Source organism: Halobacterium hubeiense, assembly GCF_001488575.1.
Taxonomy (GTDB): domain Archaea; phylum Halobacteriota; class Halobacteria; order Halobacteriales; family Halobacteriaceae; genus Halobacterium; species Halobacterium hubeiense.
On sequence record NZ_LN831302.1, the window covers coordinates 521,675 to 540,918 of the forward strand.

20 protein-coding genes are annotated in these 19,244 nt (G+C 68.5%); 7 read left to right on the top strand and 13 right to left on the bottom strand.

Going from position 1 to position 19,244, the window contains the following annotated elements:
* Positions 1-96 precede the first annotated feature (96 nt).
* Positions 97-1,038 carry a dihydrodipicolinate synthase family protein gene (locus HHUB_RS02590; RefSeq protein WP_238323993.1) on the top strand — a complete coding sequence of 314 codons (942 nt, stop codon included), beginning with the start codon at positions 97-99 and terminating at the stop codon, positions 1,036-1,038.
* Positions 1,039-1,048: 10 nt separating this feature from the next.
* A complete protein-coding gene (locus HHUB_RS02595; protein ID WP_059055959.1) occupies positions 1,049-2,287 on the top strand; it encodes a mandelate racemase/muconate lactonizing enzyme family protein in 1,239 nt (412 codons plus the stop codon).
* Positions 2,288-2,465: 178 nt separating this feature from the next.
* Here the strand turns inward: HHUB_RS02595 and HHUB_RS02600 are convergent, their stop codons facing one another.
* The 7 genes from HHUB_RS02600 to HHUB_RS02630 all read right to left on the bottom strand — a co-directional run bounded on the left by HHUB_RS02600 (position 2,466) and on the right by HHUB_RS02630 (position 9,548).
* The gene (locus HHUB_RS02600) at positions 2,466-3,236 is read right to left on the bottom strand and encodes a PHP domain-containing protein (RefSeq protein ID WP_059055961.1); all 771 of its coding nucleotides are present in this window, start codon (positions 3,234-3,236) and stop codon (positions 2,466-2,468) included.
* A 92-nt stretch (positions 3,237-3,328) separates the two neighbouring features.
* On the bottom strand, positions 3,329-4,096 hold the full coding sequence (locus tag HHUB_RS02605) for a universal stress protein (RefSeq protein WP_059055963.1): 768 nt from the start codon (positions 4,094-4,096) through the stop codon (positions 3,329-3,331).
* Positions 4,096-5,523, bottom strand: coding sequence for an APC family permease (locus HHUB_RS02610; protein ID WP_059055965.1), 1,428 nt, complete (start codon positions 5,521-5,523; stop codon positions 4,096-4,098). Before HHUB_RS02610 ends, HHUB_RS02605 begins: the two co-directional genes overlap by 1 nt.
* A gap of 48 nt (positions 5,524-5,571) precedes the next feature.
* Positions 5,572-6,294, bottom strand: a complete 723-nt coding sequence (locus tag HHUB_RS02615) for a diphthine--ammonia ligase (RefSeq protein ID WP_059055966.1) — start codon at positions 6,292-6,294, stop codon at positions 5,572-5,574.
* A gap of 36 nt (positions 6,295-6,330) precedes the next feature.
* Positions 6,331-7,485 carry a DUF373 family protein gene (locus HHUB_RS02620; protein WP_059055968.1) on the bottom strand — a complete coding sequence of 385 codons (1,155 nt, stop codon included), beginning with the start codon at positions 7,483-7,485 and terminating at the stop codon, positions 6,331-6,333.
* 48 nt (positions 7,486-7,533) lie between these two features.
* Positions 7,534-8,532, bottom strand: coding sequence for a signal peptide peptidase SppA (gene sppA, locus HHUB_RS02625; protein ID WP_059055970.1), 999 nt, complete (start codon positions 8,530-8,532; stop codon positions 7,534-7,536).
* Positions 8,533-8,645: 113 nt separating this feature from the next.
* Entirely contained in the window at positions 8,646-9,548 is a 903-nt protein-coding gene (locus tag HHUB_RS02630; RefSeq protein ID WP_059055972.1) for a coiled-coil protein, read from the bottom strand.
* A 302-nt stretch (positions 9,549-9,850) separates the two neighbouring features.
* Between HHUB_RS02630 and HHUB_RS02635 the strand changes: the two genes are divergently transcribed.
* Complete coding sequence (locus tag HHUB_RS02635) at positions 9,851-10,264, top strand: DUF371 domain-containing protein (RefSeq protein ID WP_059055973.1); 414 nt, start codon at positions 9,851-9,853, stop codon at positions 10,262-10,264.
* A gap of 74 nt (positions 10,265-10,338) precedes the next feature.
* Positions 10,339-10,668, top strand: coding sequence for a hypothetical protein (locus tag HHUB_RS02640; RefSeq protein ID WP_059055975.1), 330 nt, complete (start codon positions 10,339-10,341; stop codon positions 10,666-10,668).
* Here HHUB_RS02640 and HHUB_RS02645 read toward each other — a convergent pair whose 3' ends face one another.
* Positions 10,669-11,883 (bottom strand): inorganic phosphate transporter, encoded by a 1,215-nt coding sequence (locus HHUB_RS02645; RefSeq protein WP_059055977.1) that lies wholly within the window; start codon positions 11,881-11,883, stop codon positions 10,669-10,671.
* A 107-nt stretch (positions 11,884-11,990) separates the two neighbouring features.
* Between HHUB_RS02645 and HHUB_RS02650 the strand changes: the two genes are divergently transcribed.
* On the top strand, positions 11,991-12,854 hold the full coding sequence (locus tag HHUB_RS02650; RefSeq protein ID WP_059055979.1) for an endonuclease III domain-containing protein: 864 nt from the start codon (positions 11,991-11,993) through the stop codon (positions 12,852-12,854).
* On the opposite strand, the gene HHUB_RS02655 is transcribed toward HHUB_RS02650, so the two are convergent.
* The 3 genes from HHUB_RS02655 to HHUB_RS02665 form a co-directional block, all read right to left on the bottom strand.
* Positions 12,851-13,210 carry a hypothetical protein gene (locus HHUB_RS02655; RefSeq protein ID WP_059055981.1) on the bottom strand — a complete coding sequence of 120 codons (360 nt, stop codon included), beginning with the start codon at positions 13,208-13,210 and terminating at the stop codon, positions 12,851-12,853. The two genes, HHUB_RS02650 and HHUB_RS02655, sit on opposite strands and share 4 nt — an antisense overlap.
* A gap of 44 nt (positions 13,211-13,254) precedes the next feature.
* Positions 13,255-13,704: a DUF7332 family protein gene (locus tag HHUB_RS02660; RefSeq protein ID WP_082687152.1), complete on the bottom strand. Its 450-nt coding sequence runs from the start codon at positions 13,702-13,704 to the stop codon at positions 13,255-13,257.
* Between the two features lie 83 nt (positions 13,705-13,787).
* Positions 13,788-15,713, bottom strand: a complete 1,926-nt coding sequence (locus HHUB_RS02665; RefSeq protein ID WP_059055983.1) for a beta-CASP ribonuclease aCPSF1 — start codon at positions 15,711-15,713, stop codon at positions 13,788-13,790.
* A 257-nt stretch (positions 15,714-15,970) separates the two neighbouring features.
* On the opposite strand from HHUB_RS02665, the gene HHUB_RS02670 reads away from it, so the two are divergent.
* On the top strand, positions 15,971-16,459 hold the full coding sequence (locus HHUB_RS02670; RefSeq protein WP_059055985.1) for a hypothetical protein: 489 nt from the start codon (positions 15,971-15,973) through the stop codon (positions 16,457-16,459).
* A gap of 50 nt (positions 16,460-16,509) precedes the next feature.
* Here HHUB_RS02670 and HHUB_RS16995 read toward each other — a convergent pair whose 3' ends face one another.
* Positions 16,510-16,650: a hypothetical protein gene (locus tag HHUB_RS16995; protein ID WP_169793384.1), complete on the bottom strand. Its 141-nt coding sequence runs from the start codon at positions 16,648-16,650 to the stop codon at positions 16,510-16,512.
* 56 nt (positions 16,651-16,706) lie between these two features.
* On the bottom strand, positions 16,707-17,429 hold the full coding sequence (locus HHUB_RS02675) for a helix-turn-helix domain-containing protein (RefSeq protein WP_059055987.1): 723 nt from the start codon (positions 17,427-17,429) through the stop codon (positions 16,707-16,709).
* A gap of 206 nt (positions 17,430-17,635) precedes the next feature.
* Here HHUB_RS02675 and proS point away from each other — a divergent pair, with 206 nt between their 5' ends.
* The gene (gene proS / locus HHUB_RS02680) at positions 17,636-19,138 is read left to right on the top strand and encodes a proline--tRNA ligase (RefSeq protein ID WP_059055989.1); all 1,503 of its coding nucleotides are present in this window, start codon (positions 17,636-17,638) and stop codon (positions 19,136-19,138) included.
* Positions 19,139-19,244: the final 106 nt, after the last annotated feature.

Consider the following 19,244-nt stretch of genomic DNA (forward strand, 5'->3'; position numbering starts at 1 on the left):
GGGTACCGACCACGCCGGCAAAAAGTTTACTCACCTGTGGAAAAAGTCGTCGCGCGAACCGCGTCGCTTATGCTGGCGGCGGGCGACCCGCCGCACGTGCCAGACCACGCACCAGTCCCCGGCGCGGACGACCCCCTCGACCTCCACGGGGTCGTGCCGCCGACGGTGACAGCGTTCCACGACGACGAGACGGTCGACTTCGAGCGCACCGCCGAGCACGCCCGGTTCGTCGTCGACCGCGGCGTCGACGGCGTCTTCCCGCTCGGGACGAACGGCGAGTTCCCCCTGCTGACCGGCGGCGAGCGCCAGCGCGTCGTCGAAGCCGTCGTCGACGAGGTCGGCGGCGACGTCCCGGTCATCGCCGGCGTCGGCGCGCCCAGCACCAGACAGACCGTCGCCCACGCCGAACACGCCGAGGAGGCGGGCGTGGACGGCGTCGTCGTCGTCACGCCGTACTACTACCCGCTCGACGACGAGGCCACTGTCGCGCACTACGAGCGCGTCTGCGCGGCCGTCGACGTACCGGTGTACGTCTACCACATCCCCTCGAAGACCGGGAACTCCCTCTCGCTGGACGTGCTGGAGGACCTCTCGGCCATCGACAACCTCGCGGGCATCAAGGACTCCTCGAAGGACGTGCCGTGGCTCGGGCAGGCCATCGACGCCCACCCCGAGCTGACGTTCCTCGCGGGGTCGGACTCCCTGCTCGTGCCCGGCCTCGACTTGGGCTGCACGGGGATGGTGTCGGCGGTCGCGAACGCGTTCCCGGAGCTCGTCGTGGACCTCTACGAGGCCTACGACGAGGGTGACGTCGAGCACGCGCGCAACCTCCAGAGCACCGTCTACGACGTTCGCACGGCGCTCAAGCAGGGGCCGTACATGGCCGGCGTGAAGACCGCGCTCCAGCTGCGGGGGTTCGACGCCGGCCCGCTGCGCTCGCCGCTGCGCACGATGGACGACGACCAGCGCGAGCGCCTCGAAGCCCGGCTGGAGGAACTCGGGCTCCTCGAAACCATAGATTTACACCGAAACGAGTGAACGTTCACCCATGGGAATAGATTACAGCGACCTCCACGACCCGAACGCGGAGTACACGATGCGCGAGCTCTCCGCGGAGACGATGGGCGCCGACCGCGAGCGGCCCGCGCCCCGCGACCTCGAAATCACGGACGTCCAGACGACGATGGTCGACGGGAACTTCCCGTGGACGCTCGTCCGCGTCTACACGGACGCGGGCGTCGTCGGCACCGGCGAAGCCTACTGGGGCGCCGGCGTCCCCGAGCTCATCGAGCGGATGAAGCCGTTCGTCATCGGCGAGAACCCGCTGGACATCGACCGGCTCTTCGAGCACCTCGTCCAGAAGATGAGCGGCGAGGGCTCCGTCGAGGGCGTCACCGTCACCGCGATTTCCGGCATCGAAATCGCGCTCCACGACCTCGCCGGGAAAGTGCTGGACGTCCCCGCCTACCAGCTGCTCGGCGGGAAGTACCGCGACGACGTGCGCGTCTACTGTGACTGCCACACCGAGGCCGAGGCCGACCCCGAGGCGTGCGCCGACGAGGCCGAGCGCGTCGTCGAGGAACTGGGCTACGACGCCCTCAAGTTCGACCTCGACGTCCCCTCCGGCCACGAGAAGGACCGCGCGAACCGCCACCTCCGCCCGGGCGAGATTCGCCACAAGGCCGAAATCGTCGAGCGGGTCACCGAGCGCGTGAAAGACCGCGCGGACGTCGCCTTCGACTGCCACTGGACGTTCTCCGGCGGCTCCGCGAAGCGCCTCGCCAGCGAGCTCGAGGAGTACGACGTGTGGTGGCTCGAAGACCCCGTGCCGCCGGAGAACCTCGAAGTGCAGGAGGAGGTCACGAAGTCCACGACGACGCCCATCGCGGTCGGCGAGAACCGCTACCGCGTCACCGAGGAGCGCCGCCTCATCGAGAATCAGGCCGTGGACATCGTCGCGCCCGACCTCCCGAAGGTCGGCGGGATGCGCGAGACCCAGAAGATTGCGGACGTCGCGAACCAGTACTACGTCCCGGTCGCGATGCACAACGTCTCCTCGCCGGTCGCGACGATGGCGAGCGCGCACGTCGGCGCCGCCATCCCGAACAGCCTCGCCGTCGAGTACCACTCCTACGAACTCGACTGGTGGAGCGACCTCGTCGAGGAGGACGTCATCGAGGACGGCTCCATCACCGTCCCCGAGAAGCCCGGCCTCGGCCTCACCCTCGACATGGACGCCGTCGAGGAGCACATGGTCGACGGCGAGACGCTGTTCGACGAAGCGTAGCTTCGTCGTGCTCGACAGACGAGCGTAGCGAGCCTGTCGGCGTTCGACCCCAGCGGGGTCGAGCGAGTGAGTCGCAGCGCGAACGCAGTGAGCGACCGTCTCACTACGTTCGACGAAGCGTGAGCTTCATCGAGCACGCCGAGCAAATATCGGCAGCGCCGTCTCTCGTTCTGTCGCGTCACTCCGCAATCGTCACGGGTTCGAGGCCGCGTTCGACAAGTTCCGCTTCGATGCCGTCGATTCGCGGAGCGATTGCATCGGGGTCGTGGCTGTCGGTGCCGACGGTGACCTCGACGCCGCGGTCGGCGAGCGTGTCGAGGAACGCGGGCGCGGGATGGAACTCGCCGTAGTCCCCGAGCAGGCGGCCGGCGTTGATTTCGGGGACGGTGCGCGAGCGTGCGAACGCGTCGGCGACGCGCTCGTAGTGGTCGTCGGTGGCGAGCCCGCGGAGGTGGCGGTTGCGCTCGACGAGGTCGGGGTGGGCGGCGATTTCGAACAGCTCGGCGTCGGCGAGCGCGACGAGCTTCTCGAAGTAGCGGTCGACCAGCTCGCGGCGGGTCGCCGCCGAGAGGTCGGCGAAGTGCGACTCGAAGTGGACGTTCACGCCGTCGAGGTCGTGGACGCTGCCGACGGCGTAGTCGAAGTCGGCGTCGTCGAGGAACGCCGCGACCTCGGCCTCGTGGTCGGGGTGGTAGTCCATCTCGACGGCGTCGAACACCTCGACGGCCGCGTCCTCGCGGGCGTCGGCGATGGCTTCCCGGCGGCGCTCGTGCGTGATGTCGAGGTTGAACCCGAGCGCGCGGCGGTGGCGGCGGGCGTCGTCGGCGGGGAAGACGTTGCAGTGGTCGGCGATGCCGACGCCGTCGAGCCCGGCGGCTTCGGCGGCCTCCACCATGCGTCGGAGGAAGTCCCCGTCCGAGTAGTTCGAGTGGACGTGGTAGTCGTACACACCTCTCGTTGTGTCCGCCCGTGACACGTAAGTTGCGGACGCGTGCGACTACTCCACAGGGTTCGGTCGTCCCGGCGAGCCCCGCGTCGCAGTCACTCCTCGACGGTTCGGTCGCGCACGACGAGCACGGGCGCGACCGCGCCCTCCGCGACGCGCTCGGTCTCGTCGCCGAACAGCGCCGCGAACAGCGACTCGCCGCCCGCGCCCATGACGATGATGTCGAACTCGCCGGAGCGCTCGACGATGCTGCGGATGGGGTACTCCGAGGCGGTGACTTCGGTGGTCACCTGGTCGGCGGGGAGCCCGCGGTCGGCGAGCGTCTCGCGGACGTACGCGACGGCCTCGTCGGCGTCGAAGTCGCCGCTTGGCTCCGCGATGCCCCAGAGCGTGACGGTGCCTTCGGTGCCGACGAGCAGGGTGGCGACGAGGTCCGCGAGCCGGTCGGCGTCGACGGTGCCCCGAACCGGGACGACGACGTCGTGGATTTCGCCGACGGGGTTCGGGAGGAGGACGGCGGTCGCGCCGACGTCTTCGGCGACGCGCTCGACGGTCTGGTCGCGGTCGTGCGTGAACGCGACCCGGGTCTGGACGTCGCGGCCAGCGGCGCGGAACGTCTCCGCGAGGTCCTCGACGGCCTCCTGCGCGCGGTCCTCGAACTGCATGCTCGCCTGCTCGGTCGGCGTCTGCTCGGGGAGGACGTGATAGCCCAGCACGACGACGTTCGCGGGCGCGAGGAACGCCGCCAGCGACTCCGAGATGGACTCGCCCTCAAGCACTTGCACGGGCACGAGCACGCGCGGCGGCTCGCGGACGTGCAGCGATTCGTCGTCGGTCGTGAGCGCGGGTTCGTCGTCCGTCATCAGAGGACCCCCTTGAGTCGCACGTCGCTGGCGTAGTACTTGTACCACCCGGCGGCCGCGGCCATGATGGCGAGCCCGATTACCTGGGAGGCGCGCTGCATGAACCCGATGAGGCCGAAGCTCGCGACCGCGCCGACGCCCGCGACCAGCCAGTAGGCAGGCACGCGGAAGTCCGGATCGTACCACTCGGGTTCGTCCCGCCGCATCGAAATCAGCGCGACGCACATCAGCCCGTACATCACGAGGTGGAGGAACGACGCCACCTCCGCGAGTACCTCGACCTCGCCGAGCGCCACGAGCACAAGCACGGGGCCGCCGGCCATCGCGAGCGCGACGTGGGGCGTGCCGTACTTGAGGTTGAGACGGCTCGCATACTGCGGGACGAGCGCGTCCTTGCTGATTGCGAACACCGCCCGCGAGGTGGAGAGAATCGACGCGTTCGCGCTGGAGACCGTCGCCAGGAGGCCGGCGACGAGGATGGCGAGCGCGCCCGCGTCGCCGAAGTACGCCCGCGCGACCTCGACGATGGCGGTCTCGCCGAACCGCGACAGCGGCCCGCTACCGAACGCGCTCGTCGCCACGAAGATGGTCGAGACGTAGAGGACGCCGACGATGACCACGGAGCCGACCATCGCCAGCGGGAGGTTCCGTCCGGGGTCTTTGATGTCGCCGGCGACGGTGGCGACCTGCGCGAACCCCAGGTAGGAGGTGAACACCAGCGCCGCGGTCGTGAACATCGGCATCGGGCCGAACGGCATGAACGTCTCGGGCGTGCTCGCGGTCCCGAACACGCCGAGGGCGTCGAGGCCGCCGTACCCGAGGAAGAGCACGAGAATCGTCAACAGCAGGCCGACGACGTAGTTCTGGAGCTTCGCGGCGTTCTCCGTCCCGAAGAGGTTCAGCGCCGTGAGCGCCACGCCGAACACCAGCGCCAGCGGCACGACCACGGGGATGTTCCCGACGGGGACGCCGGCCTCCAGCAGCAGGGCGGCGGCGTAGTTCCCGAACCCGACGAGGTAGAACGCGGTCGCGAACACGAGCCCGAGCCAGATGCTGATGCCGACGACGGCGCCGGGGAGCGCGCCCAGCGCCCGCGAGATGAAGTAGTAGCCGCCGCCGGATTTCGGCATCGCGGTCGCCAGCTCGGAGGCCGGCAGCGCGACGAGCAACGCGATGACCGCGCCGATGGCGAACGACCCCGCGGCCGCGGGGCCGGCGTTGCCCGCGGCCAGCCCCGGGAACACGAAGATGCCCGCGCCAATCATCGTCCCGACGCCGATGGCGACGCCGCCCTTCAGGCCGATGGAGCGCTCCAGTTCCGTGCCCTCCTCGGTGACGGTCGTCTCGCCGTCCGCCGCGGTCGGCGGCGCCACCGCCTCCGGCGTCTCGCCCATCGCGTTCGTCCCGCTCTCGTCGGCCGTTCCCATACCGGATTCCCGACACGAACCCGGAATAAGCTATCGGCCAGCTGGCACCTACTCGCCGAGACTGGCTGACGTAATCTCGACGTGGCCGCGGTCGCCGTTCCAGACGGTGTCGTACTCCAACTCGATTGGACGGGACATGTGTGGGCCGTCGGTGACGAAAGTCTCGAATTCCCCGCCCTCGCCGAGCACGTGGACGCCGTACTCCTCGTTGAGGGCTTCGAGTTCGTCCAGCGCCTCGCGGTCGAGCGTGCGGCCGAGCCACGACTCGTCGAGGCCGTAGGCCGCCACCTGCACGATGGTGATTTCGAAGCCGGCGGCGAGCATCTCGTCGGCGAGGTCGCGGGGGTCCCGTTGCCACAGCGGCGCGAACACCTCGCAGCCGAGCCGCTCGGCCATCGCCTCGATGCGGGAGGTCTGGTACTCACTCTCGACGGCGCCCGCGGTGACGCCCGCGAGGCCGCCGTTGAGGTCGTCCGCGAGGTCGGCGAGCGCGGCCTCCAGCGGTTCGAGTTCGGTGTCGCCCTGCTCGCCGGACTCGCTTCCGGCCGCCGCCTCGAAGTCCGCCGGTTCGACGTCCACGAGCGGGACGCCGATGCTCTCGGCGGCGAGGCTCGCGAGGCGGGTCGCGGGCACGTGGTACATGTACGAGTCGCCCTCGGGGTGGACGGTGACGAGCCGCGCGACGTCCAGACCCTCCTCGAGCGCGCGGTAGAGCGCCCACGAGGAGTCCTTGCCGCCCGAGAACAGGCTCACCCACTGGCCGTCAGTCATACGCGTGCTTGCACCGCGGCGTTGAAATACTCCACTCTATGGCTCCACGGGCTCCTCGCCGTCCTCGACGTCGACCTCGACGCCGCTCAACCGCGTCGCCACGCGGAGACCGACCACGCTGACGAGCACGCCCGCGACCACGAACGCCGCGAGCCGCTCCTCCGGCGAGAGCACGAACCCCTCGATGGCGAGCGCGCCGACCTCCGCCGCCGGCACGACGACGGAGTCGAGTTCGCCGGCCAGCTCCATGAAGTACGCCGAGAACCCGCGGACGACGAGCCCGACCGCGAGCACGCCGAACGGGAGGTTGAGGAACGACGTGCGCACCTCCTCGCGCCGGATGAACTCGTCGAACAGCCGGCCGGCGCTGGCCGCCAGCCCGCCCAGCGTCACCCACGGCACGCTGTAGTACGTGAACGCCATCGCGGTCAACAAAAGCGGCGTCTCCGAGGGGAGGTCCGAGACGCCGAGCGCGCCCGCGAACACCCCGACGAGCGCGAGCCCGCCCGCGACGACGTACGTGACGATGGAGACCCGTCCGGAGTAGAGCGCGTCCCGCGCCTGCGCGGGGACCTCCGCGAGGTAGTTCTCGATGCTCAGTCCCTTGTAGAGGACGAACAGGCCGATGACGGCGGTGATGGCGGCGACCGCGACCGCGAGGCTACCGGTCACCATCAGCAGCGCCGGGAACACCAGCAGGACGATGCCCAGCGGCACCAGCACGGTCTGTCGGAGCTCCTCGTCGGCGAGGAACTGCTTGAGGAGGTAGTACGTGGATTCGAGGTCGCGGGCCTGCCGGACGACCACGCGGTCGACGGCGTCCACCTGGAGGCGGCTCTCCACGATGGGGACGACGCGCTCGTCCTCGGCGCTGTCGATGACGACGACCGCCGAGTCCGGCTCGTAGCGCTCGATGAGGTCGTCCAGCTGCTCGGCGACCGAGCGGTCCGCGGAGACGCCGTCCCCGCTCCCGGAGATGGCGGCGACGACCGCGTCGTCCTCGCCGTCGCGGAGGTCGCGGGTGACGCGGAGGGCCTCCAACAGGGTGTTCACCGCGGAGTCCTCGGGGTCGGCGATGCCCATCTCCACCACCAGCGACTGCACGGCCTCCCAACCGGCGACCGGCGTCTGCAGCCCGGTCTGTCGGGGGATGTCCCCGGTCCGGTCCACGCAGACGACCAGCGTGCGCATCTGTCGTCCACAGCGTCACGCTGCCGTGATAAAAACCCCGCGCTCGGGTCACCGGAGTTCGACGTTCGTCCCGTCGCCGTCGCCGACTGCGTCGGCCAGCCCCGCGCCGAGCGCGTACGCCGCGCCGACGGCCGTCCGCCGCATCCGCACGAACATCCCGCGCGGCGGCTCGAACTCCCGGACCGCGACCTCGTGGCCGAGTTCGGCTTCGAGGTAGGCTTCGGCGGCGTCCCGCGTTCCGAGGTCGTCCACGAGGTCGCGCTCGTGGGCGTCCCGGCCGACGTAGACGCGGGCTTCCGTGTCCCGAATCTGCTCGCGGGAGAGGTCCCGCCCCTCGGCGACGCGCTCGACGAACGACTCGTAGAAGTCGTCGACGAGCCCCTGGAGGTAGCGGCGGTCGTCCTCGCGCATCTCCCGCAGGGGGTTGCCGGCGTCCTTGTACTCGCCGGCGACGAAGCGCTCGTAGTCGACGCCGAGGTCGTCCGCGAGCGCCGAGGCGTTCAGCGTCGACCCGCGCACGCCGATGCTACCGACGAGGCTGTTCTCGCGGGCGACCACGTGGTCGCAGGCGCTGGCAATCCAGTAGCCGCCGCTCGCGCAGACGTCGGTGACGTACGCGACCGTCGGCCCGTCGAACTCCCGGACCGCGCGCCGGATGTCGTCGCTGGGCACGACCTCGCCGCCGGGCGTGTTCAGGCAAACGGCGAGCGCCTCCGTGTTGCTGTCCTCGTCCGCGCGCTCGATTTGCTCGACCACGGCGTCCGCGGGGACCTGTCGCGGGTCGGTCGGCAGCGACTCGCCGCCGTCCCGGGCTATCGGCCCCTCGACGCTGACTTCGGCGGTGTCGTACGCGCCGAACGCGGCTCCGGCGGCGTTGCCCGACAGCCGGAGGGACACCGCGCCGATCAGGAGCGTCAACACCACGCCGAGAATCGTGGGGCCGCCCGCCGGCACCCGCACGAACAACACCCAGCCGACGACGACGCCGACGAGCACGCCGAGTGCCAGCACGGTCAGCCGGCCGACTCGCTTGGGGAGCGTGTCCATGGCTACGGCGTCGGCGGCCGGCCCCGTAATTCACGCGGCCGACCCGGCTCCGACGCCCGGGAGAGTGCCGCGGCTACGCGCCGGAAAATACGGAGAAATCAGCAGTAGACGGCTTAGAGGTGGCCGGACTTCTGGAGCTTGCGGAGGTCCTCGGTGTCGAGGGTCTCGCCCTCCTTGAACCGCTCGTAGATTTCCTCGGCTTCCTCGCGCGCTTCGGCCTGCTCGGCGGCGCGCTCGTCCTCGCGCTCCTCCTCTTCCTGCTTGTCCAGTTCGCGGAGGCGCTTCTGGACCTGCACGAAGGCTTCGTGGTGGGCGTCGGCGGCCTCCTGCGCTTCCACGAACTTCTCGTGCATCTCGTCGGCCTCGTCACGGATGTCGTCGGCCTCGCGGTAGGCCTCGATCATCTCGTTGTGGTGCTCCTGAGCCTTGTCCGCCAGCTCCGTCACCTTCTCGTGGTGCTCGGAGGCTTCCGCGCGGACTTCCTCGGCCTCGTCGACGAGCTCTTCGAGGTCACCGGACGCGTCGAGTTTCTCCTTTCGGTCCTGGTACTCCTCGCGCTTCTGCTCGATTTTCTCGATGAGCTCGCGCTCGTCCTCGGTGGAGAGGACCTCGGTCTGCTGCTTGAACTCGAGCTGCTCGATTTCCTCCTTGAGCTCCTCGAGGTCCTTGCCCTCGTCGAGTTCGAGGTCCTGCTTGCGCTGCTCGACCTCGTCGAAGAGCTCGTTCGCCTCGGCGTTGAGCTCGTTGCGGACCTCCTTGTGTTCCTGGACGCGCTCGTTGAGCTCGTCGCGCTTCTCGCGGTGTTCCTGGGCCTCGTCGACCTTCTCGCGGGTTTTCGCGTTGAGTTCGTCGCGGTCGGAGGCGCGGGAACTGGCGAGCTGGTTCAGCTCGTTCCGGCGGTCGCGGAACTGGCCGGCGTTCTTGATGAGCTGACCCTTGGACTTCTCCTGAAGTTCCTCGTCAGTAATGAGTTCGTCTGCGCTCGATACTTCGATAGTTTGTTCTTCCTCAGCCATTGTTCAAACCTCGATGCCATACCCGCTGGGCGTTCGCGACAGCCGTCGCTCGGAGCGTGTTACTTCCCGGTCGGAAGGAGAACGTCCTGTCATTCTCTCGGGCTGTGCACGAACGCACGCAGCGTTCTGGTAACGGGTACTACTCCGCCACGCCACTTAAAATTTCCGACGGCGCGTCGCGTGCAAGCAGTTGTCAGACCCCGTTCATCGGGTGATAACGGCTCACACGACGCCCGGGGGAATTACTTAAACTCCGGGCGCAGAACGCCGCACACAAGTGCGGCTACCGGCAACCCCGGCGCATGGAAGAAGTCGTGCGGGCGACCGGCCACGAACACATCACGGCCGAACACGCGTCCACGCTGGAACTGACGACCGACGACTACCTCACGCCCGCCGGCGACTGCATCCTCGGCATCGAGGCCGACAAGGCCGCCGCGGACTTCGACCGCGAGTTCGTCGCCGCCTGCCGGGACGCGGACGCCACGATTACGCTCGTCCTCGAAGCCGACGGCCACCGCGCGGAAGTCACCGGCTCCGGCCACCCCGACCTCGAATACACCAACGACCGCAGCATCGTCGGCCGCACGAGCACGTACGTGGATGACCGCACTATCTTCGTGGACGCCGACAAGGCCGCCGCCGACCTCGACCGCGACCTCGTCGCCGCGCTCGCGGACGGCGCCGACCTCACCGCGACGCTGCGCGTCGAGTAGCCCGCCACCCGTCCTGGGGTTTGTGTTGCTCGCGCCTGCACCGGATTTATGTGACTTCGACAGCGAGCCCCGATATGGTGCTTGGCCTCGCGGTCAAGACGCACGAACCAGTCGGTGCTCGACTTCGTACGGCGTTCGAGCGCGCCACCGAACCGGAGACGCGTACCCCCGGCGATGTCGACGCGTTCTTCTCGCAACAGTTCGTCCGAGACCACACGGAGTTCCACTCTCTTGACGAGTTCTGTCGCGCGTGTCCGTGCAAGCGAGACTCGATTGGCGGCGTCAAGCGGCTCTCCCCCGACGAGCGTGACGACTTCGTCGCTGCCACGACGGAGTTCGAGTCGTGGGCGGCCATGAAAACGAGTGCGGCGACCACTGACCTCGTCACGCTCACGCAAGCGTAACTATCCCGCCCCGAGAACGGCAGCGAGTACGTTGTACAGCGCGTAACTAATCGCCGCGCCGCCGACCATCGACAGCACCCACGCGACTACCGTGTAGCCGGTCTTCCTCGCCGAGATGCCGCCCGAACGCGACGACCTGCCGACCAGCCCGCTGCCGACGATGCTGGATATCATCACTTTGTTGAACGAGATGGGGAACCCGAGGACGATTGCCGTCTGCGCGACGAGAAACGCCGGGATGAACGCGGCAATCGAACGCTTCGGGCCCAACGAAGCGTACTCGCGGGCGACTGCCTGAATCAACCGCGGCGACCGAACCCAACCGCCGAGCAAGATACCGAAACCGCCGAACGCCAGCAAGACGGCGCCGGGCAGCCCGAGAGCGGACGAGAACACCGGTTCCAACGGCCCGGTGGCGAGTCCGACCTGTGTCCCGCCGCTCGTGAACACGACGACGAGCGCGAGCGCGACGAGAATGCGATTGATGCCCGCGGTCACGTTCTTGACGAGTTGCCAGTACGTCACCGCGAGCACGGCGAGCGCGACGGCGAGGCTGACCACGACGAGGCCGAACTCGTCCGCACCGAGGAAGCCAGCGACGCCCCCGAGCTGGTGCGAAACGTAGCCCGCGACCGACCCCTGCTCGCCGCGTGGCGTCGGGATGAACGAGAGTTGCACGTTCGCCAGCGCGTAGCCGACGCCCGCGACGAGTAGCGGGATGACGACCGTGTCTGGAGCACGATCCCCGAGCAGGACGCGAGCGAGCGCGTACGCGAGCACCCCTTCGACGAACGGAATTGCGAACCAGAACCCGAGAATCTGCGCGTACGTTCCGACTGCGAGCCCGCCCCCGAGCGCGAGCCCTGCGCCTACGGCCGCCCCGCTAACGGTGAACGCGGACGGAATCGGATACCCGTAGGAGTTGCCGATGGTGATGAGCGTCGCGGCCGTCAATAGCGTCGCAGCGGCGGCTAACGGGGTGATTGTGACGCTAGTGACGAGACCGTGACCGATTGTCTCGGAGATGCTGCCGCCCTGCGCGACGGCACCAGCAGCGGCGACGATGCCGACGAGGAACGCGCCCTTGAGCGTAGACAGGGCGTTGGCCCCAACCGCGGGGGCGATTGGCGCGGAGTTACTGTTCGCGCCGACCGTGAAAGCCATGAACAGCGACGTGACGAGCGCAACCGCTACGATTCCGACAGCCGAGGGCATACTGGAGGAGAACCCTTGGGCTGCGGTTGACCAGCCACTGGTTAGTGCTTGTCGTTCTCCGCCGGGTCGCCGCGGTCCTTTTTGCGCTCGCCGACACACCTCCGCGTATGGACGACGAACCCGCGGAGAACATTTCCGGCGGCGACGCGGCCGCCGGCCGGTTCACGGAGTTCGAGCCCGGCGACGGCACGAGCCGCGCGGAAGCCGTCGTCGACCGCCTCGGCGACATGTACTGGCAGAAGGCCTACGGCGGACGGGACGCTTTCGAGTGCCTCGTCCGCACGATTCTCAGTCAGAACACCAGCGACAAGGCCAGCCAGCCGGCGCACGACGCGCTGATGGACAGGTACGACCCCGGCGACCCCGCCGACCGCCCCGCCTCCGACGACGACCGGGACGGCGCGGGCTCCCGGGGTGACGGTGACCTCGCCGAAGCACTCGCGGCCGCCCACCAGGACGAACTCGCAGAGACCATCTCGTCGGCGGGCCTCTACAACCAGAAGTCCGAGACGCTGATTCGCATCGCCGGCCGCGTCTGCGATGAGTACGGCGGTGAGGACGCCTTCGACGAGTTCGTGCGAACTGGCGACCCCGACGAGGTCCGCGACGCGCTGCTGGACATGAAGGGCGTCGGCCCGAAGACCGCCGACTGCGTGCTGCTGTTCGCGGGCGGCCGCGACGGCGTCTTCCCCGTGGACACGCACGTCCACCGCATCTCGCGGCGGCTCGGACTCGCGGCCCCGGACGCCGACCACGAGGGCGTCCGCGAAGCTCTCGAAGCCGACGTTCCGGGCGAGAAGTGCGGCTTCGGGCACACGGCGATGATTCAGTTCGGCCGCGAGTACTGCTCGGCGCGCGAGCCCGCGTGTCTCGACGGCCCAGAAGCCTGCCCGCTGTACGACCTCTGCGACAAGGTCGGCGTGGACGAACTCGCGGAGGAAGTCGTCGACCCCGCCGAGGCCGCCGATTAGAGGCTCCGCCAGCAGGTGTCGGTGAACGACGCCAGCGGGATGTCCACGTCGGAGTCGACGCTGACGAACAGTCCCTCGTACTCCCGCTCGGCGAAGTGGAACGCGGTCACCTCGTCGAAGCGGTGCATCGAGCAGTGCAGCTCGCCCGCGTCGAAGAGGTCTTCGAGGTGCTCGCGGCTGATGCCTTCGAGCACGAGGTTCCGGTGGATGGCCTCGGCGCGGTTGTCCAGCCGGGCGCCCACGCCCTCGCGGACGTAACGTATCTCGTAGCCCTCGCGGTCGTACTCGGCGACGACCCGCAGTGCGTCTCCGGCCTGCTGCTGGAGTTCTGCGACGAGTTCGTCGCCCCTTGTCATACGTTGACGTAACGACCGCGCGGGTTTGAAAGTTCGGCCCGCTGCTACGCGTTGCTTCCGTTTATCGTCTCGTTGCCCTCGTAGCTGAAGTCGTCGCCCGCCGACGGCCCCGCCGAGAGGAACGGGAGGTTCAGTTCCCACTCCCCGACGACGGAGAACCGCGAGAACGGGTTCGACAGGAAATTGCTGACGTCGCCGACGCCGTCGAAGCGCAACTGCACGTCCACCGCGACGACTCGCGTGTCCATCGCGTGCCCGACAGCGCTGAACCCGAAGTCCCCGGCCGCGCCGAGGTTCGTGAACAGGTCGAGGTGGAGCCAGAACGTGATGTTGGTCTCACTGCCGCCGACGTCGAACCGGTGGCCGCCGTCGCCCTCGACCGGCTGTTCGGCCTGCGTGGCCGCGACGGCCTGCGCGGCGACGGCGGGGCCGACGAACGCCGCCGACACCACCAGCGCCGCGACAAGTGCGCTCACCGCTCGTGTGTGCCTCACACACTACAGTATCCGAACGCGGAGTATAGTGCTGTCGGCTTCCGTAACGATGCGGCGAAAAATCCAGAGCCGGCCGGAGGCGCCTAGACGAAGCGGAACGTCTCGAGGTTCTTCGGCGCGAACGTCCGCATGTTGTAGTCGTGGTAGAGCGCGCTGGAGAGGTCCTGCGTGGAGGACTCGTCGCCGTGCACGCACAGCACCTTCTCCGGGCGCGGGTTCATCGTGCGCACGAAGTCCTCGAGACCCTGCCGGTCGGCGTGGCCGGAGAAGCCATCGACGGTTTCGGTGTCCATCTCGAGCTGGAGGCGCTCCGTGCGGCCGCTGCCGCGGGAGTCGGGCATCGGAATCTCGTCCCAGCCGGACTGGATGCGGCGGCCCAGCGTCCCCTGGGCCTGGTAGCCGACGAACGTCATCGTGGAGTCCGGGTCCGGGCCGATGTGCTGAATCCAGGACATGATGGGGCCGCCGGTGACCATCCCGGAGGTGGAGAGGATGATGCACTGGTCGCCGTCGGCGACCTCCTGGCGCTCCTCCTCGCCGCCGTCGATGTGGTTGAACTGCGGCGCGAGGAACGGGTTCTCGTCCTCGTGGAAGATGCGGTCCCGGAGGTCGTCGCGGAGGTACTCGGGGTACGTGGTGTGGATGGCGGTCGCCTCCCAGATCATGCCGTCGAGGTGGATGGGCATCTCGGGGATGTCGCCCTCCCGCATCGCCTCCTCGAGGACGAGCATCATCTCCTGGGAGCGCCCGACCGCGAACGCCGGAATCAGCACCTTCCCGCCGCGGTCGTACGTCTCGTTGATGACGCGCTTGAGCTTCTCCTCGGAGTCCTCCTGGTCGGTCTGGTAGTCGTTGCGGCCGCCGTACGTGGACTCGAGGACGAGCGTCTCCACGCGCGGGAAGTCGTTGACCGCGCCGTTGAACAGCCGCGTGTCCTCGTAGTGGATGTCGCCGGAGAACGCGACGTTGTAGAGGCCGTCGCCGATGTGGAAGTGCGAAACCGCGCTCCCGAGGATGTGGCCGGCGTTGTGGAACGTGAGCTTCACGTCCGGCGCGATGTCCGTGACGTCGCCGTACTCCAGCGGGATGGTGTGCTTGATGGCTTCGCGCACCATCTCGGAGTCGTAGGGAGGCGTGCGGCCCTCCTTGGCGGCGACGTCGAGGTAGTCCAGCGTCAGCAGACCCATCAGGTCGCGGGTCGGCTCGGTCGTGTAGATGGGGCCGTCGTAGCCGTACTTGAACAGGAGCGGGATGAACGCGGAGTGGTCGAGGTGGGCGTGCGTGAGCACGACCGCGTCGATGGAGTTCGCGCCCGCGCCCAGCGCCTCCTGCACCTGGAGGTAGGGGACTTCGTCCTCGCTGCCGGGCTTGTCGCCGCAGTCGATGAGGATGCGCGTCTCCGGCGTCGAGAGGATGAAGCTCGCGCGGCCGACCTCGCGACAGCAGCCCAGCGTGGTGATGCGGACGTACTCGTCGTCGCTCATCTCCTCACGGTGAATCTGGCGGCCGACCTTCTCGAGGATGTCACGGCGCTCGTCGCGCTCGGACTTCAGGAAGTTCCGGACGTTCGAGACCGTGGAGGACTCGATTGGCGGCGTGCGAACGACCTCGGGCGTCCAGCCGGCGGCCTCCGTGATTTCGCGGAGCGTGGAGCCGTGGCGGCCGATGACCATCCCGGGCTTCTCGGCCTCGATGACGACCTCGCCGGTGTCCTCGTGGAAGTCGAGGTCGGTGACGCCGGCGTCGTCGGGGATGACGTTCAGAATCTTCTCGCGGGCGGTCTCCGGGCGGGAGAGCACCGCGGGGTCGGGGCGGACCGTGATGCGCTTGCGGAGCTTGCTCGCGAGCTGCCGAACGAGGTCGCCGTCCTGGGCGAACTGCTTGGGGTCCCGGGTGTAGACGACGAGCTCGGGGCCCTCGTACTTCACGTCCGTCACCGAGATGTCCGGCGGAATCTCGTTCGTAATCTGGTCCTGTAACTCCTCGAGTTGCTGGTCTACAGTGCTCATAGTCAGTGAATGAGGCCTCCTGCGTCCGCGTCTCCGTCACGACCACTCACAGTCCGCCGTAGGCGGGGCGAGGAGTGGGCCGTAGAACGTGGTGAGTAGACACACGCTGTCGTCATTCCAGTATGGAGACCGGTGTTCCGGCCGAAGGCGGCCGGGCCGCGGGGATTGCTACAGGAGAACCCGCTTACTCGGCAATATGCAGTTCCGGTTATAAAAGCCTTCGCAAACTTGGTAGCCCTTGACGCACGACTGTGGGCATGGAACTGACACCAGCCGCGGTCGCGCGGGAACGCGAGTGGGTGCTCGAACGGGCCGACGTCGTCGTCCCGCTGATAAACGACGTCCGGGACGCGCTCGGCGACGCCTTCGACACCGAAGTCGCTCCCGTCAGCGACGCACAGTACCGCGGCGCCGTCGAGGACGTGTTCGCGGACGGCGACCGCGCGGTGAACGTCGCGGCGCTCGTGGCGCTGCTGCGCGACCTCGACGTGACCGACGACTACCCGGGGTTCGTCGTGGACGAGCTGCTCGGCCGCGAACTCGCCGCGATGCTCGCGGGCGAACAGCCGCTCCGGCTGCTCGCGGAGTCGACGTTCCACTACGCGGACGTCCACACCAGCGGCGACGCCGACAGCGCCGCCGGGCTGGACGACTTGGACGCGGCGCTGGCGGCGGGCGTCCAGACGCGGCTCCCGGGGTGGGCGTGGACGGACGCCGAGAGCCCGTTCGACCCCGCGCGGCGATAGCCGGGGCTACGTGGTTCGGTCGCCAAAGAAGGTTCGACGGCCGCTCGCGGCTACTCCCCGAACTCGATCTCGTCTTCCTGCGGGTCCGGCGGGTCGTCGGAGGCTGTCAGCGTGCGCTCGACTTCCTGCTCGCGGAGCTGTTCGCGCTTCTTCTGACCCTGCCGTTCGCGGCCGCGTTTCGTATCGCCCATACCGTGGGGGACGTTCTCATACCACTTAGTTCTCTCGGCGAGTGCGAGCCCGCCGCTCACGACAGCGCGTCGTCGACGAACTGGGAGACGACGAGGTCCTCGGCGCTGCGCAGCCGGTACTGGACCGTCGACCGCGGGATACCGAGGTCGTCGCTGAGGTCGCTGACCGTCACCTCCCGGGGCCGCGAGTAGTAGCCGGCCTCGACGGCGGCCTCGAGGACCGCGCGCTGCTCGGGGGTCAGCTCGGCGGCGACCCGCGACTCCGCGTTCCAGTTCCCGGCGCTGGAGAGCCGGGACAGCGACAGCGAGAGCCCGTCTCGCAGTTGGGCCTCGATGGCGTCGTAGAGCTCGCCGACCGGCTGCTCCTCGGGGTGGAGCACGCGCCACCGGTACTCGTCGCCGCTGCGGCGCGCCTCGAAGACGACGCCGTCGCCGACGTGCTCGTGGACGTAGTGGGGGACCGAGTGGCAGCCGTGGACCTCCTCGCGGAAGGTGTAGACGGTCCGGGAGTTCGCGGACTCGTCGAGGACGTGGTACTCGCGGTAGGTGTCGCAGTCGGGGAGGTCCAGGCACTCGTTGCACCGCGACTCGTCGAGGAAGACGTCGTCGAAGGCGGCCAGCGCTTCCTCTGTGCCGGTGGCGTGGTCGATGCGCCACATCCGCTCGCGGGTCGTGAAACAGACCGAGGTCCACGCCGTGAGACTGTCGTGCTCGATGAAGCAGTCCATGAGGGCGTCGCTGCCCGGTTCGTACGTCACGGTGAACTCGAACTCGCGCACGCACACCGGTACGGCCCCGTGGCTATTAGTTACTGCTAAACGCGTCCGGTGCGCGAACTACCCTTCTCTCGGCGCCTCCGCTCGTCCCGAGGCCAGTCACCTCGAACGCGACTACCGGATTAGCTATGGGCAACCGCGCTCTGCGCTCGTCGCTCGGTCGCACACCTTCACGGGTTTTAAGAGCGAGTCAGGCCACAGTTGGGGTAATGAGCGACGAACAGGAGCTCGGCATCACCGAGTCCAAAGAGCACAGTCCCGGCGACTGGTACGCGGAAGTCGTCCAGAAGGCGGAGCTGGCCGACTACGCGCCGATGGGCGGGTTCATCGTCACCCGGCCCCGGGGGTACGCCCTCTGGGAGGCGATTCAGGACAACCTCGACTCGTGGTTCAAGCAGACGGGCGTGGACAACGCCTACTTCCCGATGTTCATCCCCGAGTCGTACCTCGAACGCGAGAAGGACATCGTCGAGGGGTTCGACCCCGAGGTCGCGTGGGTCACGCAGGGCGGCCACGAGGAACTCGAAGAGCGCCTCGCCGTGCGCCCGACCTCGGAGTCCATCGTCGCGCCGTACATGGCCCAGTGGGTGCGCTCGCACCGCGACCTCCCGCTGCGTCTGAACCAGTGGAACTCCGTCGTGCGCTGGGAGGCCACGGAGACGAAGCCGTTCTTCCGCACGAAGGAGTTCCTCTGGCAGGAGGGCCACACGGCCCACGAGAGCGACGAGGAGGCGTGGGCGGAGACGACGCTCCGGCTGGACCAGTACCAGCGGCTCTACGAGGACGTCCTCGGGATGCCCGTGCTGCGCGGCCGGAAGCCCGACCACGACAAGTTCCCGGGCGCGGACACCACGACGACGGTGGAGGCGCTGATGCCCGACGGGAAGTCCGTGCAGGGCGGCACCAGCCACCACCTCGGGCAGTCGTTCGCGGAGGCGTTCGACATCACGTTCAGCGACGAGAACGAGGACGAGCGCACCGCGTACACGACGTCGTGGGGGCTGTCGTGGCGCGCCATCGGCGCGCTCGTGATGAGCCACAGCGACGACCAGGGGCTGGTGCTCCCGCCGACGGTCGCGCCCAAGCAGGTCGTCATCGTGCCCATCTGGCAGGAGGACACCAAGGAGGACGTGCTCCAGTACTCCTCGGAAATCGCCGCGGAGCTGGAGGCGCAGGGCGTGCGCGTCCACCTCGACGACCGCGACGAGCGCAACCCCGGCTTCAAGTTCAACGAGTGGGAGCTGAAGGGCGTCCCCGTGCGCTTCGAAATCGGGCCGAACGAGGTCGAGGACGAGGAGGTCACGGTCGTCCACCGGCCCGACGGCGAGGACACGGTCGAGGACCGCGCGGACGTCACGTCTGCCGTCTTCGAGCACTTCGACGACGTCTACGAGAAGCTCTACGACGCGGCCGCCGAGCGCTTAGACGAGAACGTGCGGGAGGCCGAAAGCCGCGAGGAGATTCTGGGCACCATCGGCCAGCACGGCGGCTACGTGAAGGCGCCGTGGTGCGGCGACGAGGCCTGCGAGGGCGAAATCAAAGACCAGATTCACGCCGAAATCGTGCTGGTGCCGCTGGCGGAGGACAGCGCGGCGCGCGCCGCCTCGGAGTTCGACGACGAGCACCTCCCGACGCCCGACCACGAGGGCAAAGACTGCGCGGTCTGCGGTGAGCCCGCCGAGGAGACGGCGTTCTTCGCGAAGTCGTACTGAGCCGGCGACTATTTGTCACGGTCGATTATTTAATGGGGGATGCGGTCGAAGCCAGTGACGACCACAGCCACTGGAACGACCCCCAGACGGCGCCGACGGGCGCCGA

Bases quoted from the DNA above. Each gene is read 5' to 3' on its own strand.
- HHUB_RS02640 (WP_059055975.1), top strand. From the start codon at position 10,339: ATGGTGCTTGGCCTCGCGGTCAAGACGCACGAACCAGTCGGTGCTCGA.
- HHUB_RS02655 (WP_059055981.1), bottom strand. From the start codon at position 13,210: ATGACAAGGGGCGACGAACTCGTCGCAGAACTCCAGCAGCAGGCCGGA.
- proS (WP_059055989.1), top strand. From the start codon at position 17,636: ATGAGCGACGAACAGGAGCTCGGCATCACCGAGTCCAAAGAGCACAGT.
- HHUB_RS02620 (WP_059055968.1), bottom strand. From the start codon at position 7,485: ATGCGCACGCTGGTCGTCTGCGTGGACCGGACCGGGGACATCCCCCGA.
- HHUB_RS16995 (WP_169793384.1), bottom strand. From the start codon at position 16,650: ATGGGCGATACGAAACGCGGCCGCGAACGGCAGGGTCAGAAGAAGCGC.
- HHUB_RS02610 (WP_059055965.1), bottom strand. From the start codon at position 5,523: ATGGGAACGGCCGACGAGAGCGGGACGAACGCGATGGGCGAGACGCCG.
- HHUB_RS02595 (WP_059055959.1), top strand. From the start codon at position 1,049: ATGGGAATAGATTACAGCGACCTCCACGACCCGAACGCGGAGTACACG.
- HHUB_RS02670 (WP_059055985.1), top strand. From the start codon at position 15,971: ATGGAACTGACACCAGCCGCGGTCGCGCGGGAACGCGAGTGGGTGCTC.
- HHUB_RS02665 (WP_059055983.1), bottom strand. From the start codon at position 15,713: ATGAGCACTGTAGACCAGCAACTCGAGGAGTTACAGGACCAGATTACG.
- HHUB_RS02645 (WP_059055977.1), bottom strand. From the start codon at position 11,883: ATGCCCTCGGCTGTCGGAATCGTAGCGGTTGCGCTCGTCACGTCGCTG.
- HHUB_RS02605 (WP_059055963.1), bottom strand. From the start codon at position 4,096: ATGACGGACGACGAACCCGCGCTCACGACCGACGACGAATCGCTGCAC.
- sppA (WP_059055970.1), bottom strand. From the start codon at position 8,532: ATGGACACGCTCCCCAAGCGAGTCGGCCGGCTGACCGTGCTGGCACTC.
- HHUB_RS02630 (WP_059055972.1), bottom strand. From the start codon at position 9,548: ATGGCTGAGGAAGAACAAACTATCGAAGTATCGAGCGCAGACGAACTC.
- HHUB_RS02635 (WP_059055973.1), top strand. From the start codon at position 9,851: ATGGAAGAAGTCGTGCGGGCGACCGGCCACGAACACATCACGGCCGAA.
- HHUB_RS02650 (WP_059055979.1), top strand. From the start codon at position 11,991: ATGGACGACGAACCCGCGGAGAACATTTCCGGCGGCGACGCGGCCGCC.
- HHUB_RS02615 (WP_059055966.1), bottom strand. From the start codon at position 6,294: ATGACTGACGGCCAGTGGGTGAGCCTGTTCTCGGGCGGCAAGGACTCC.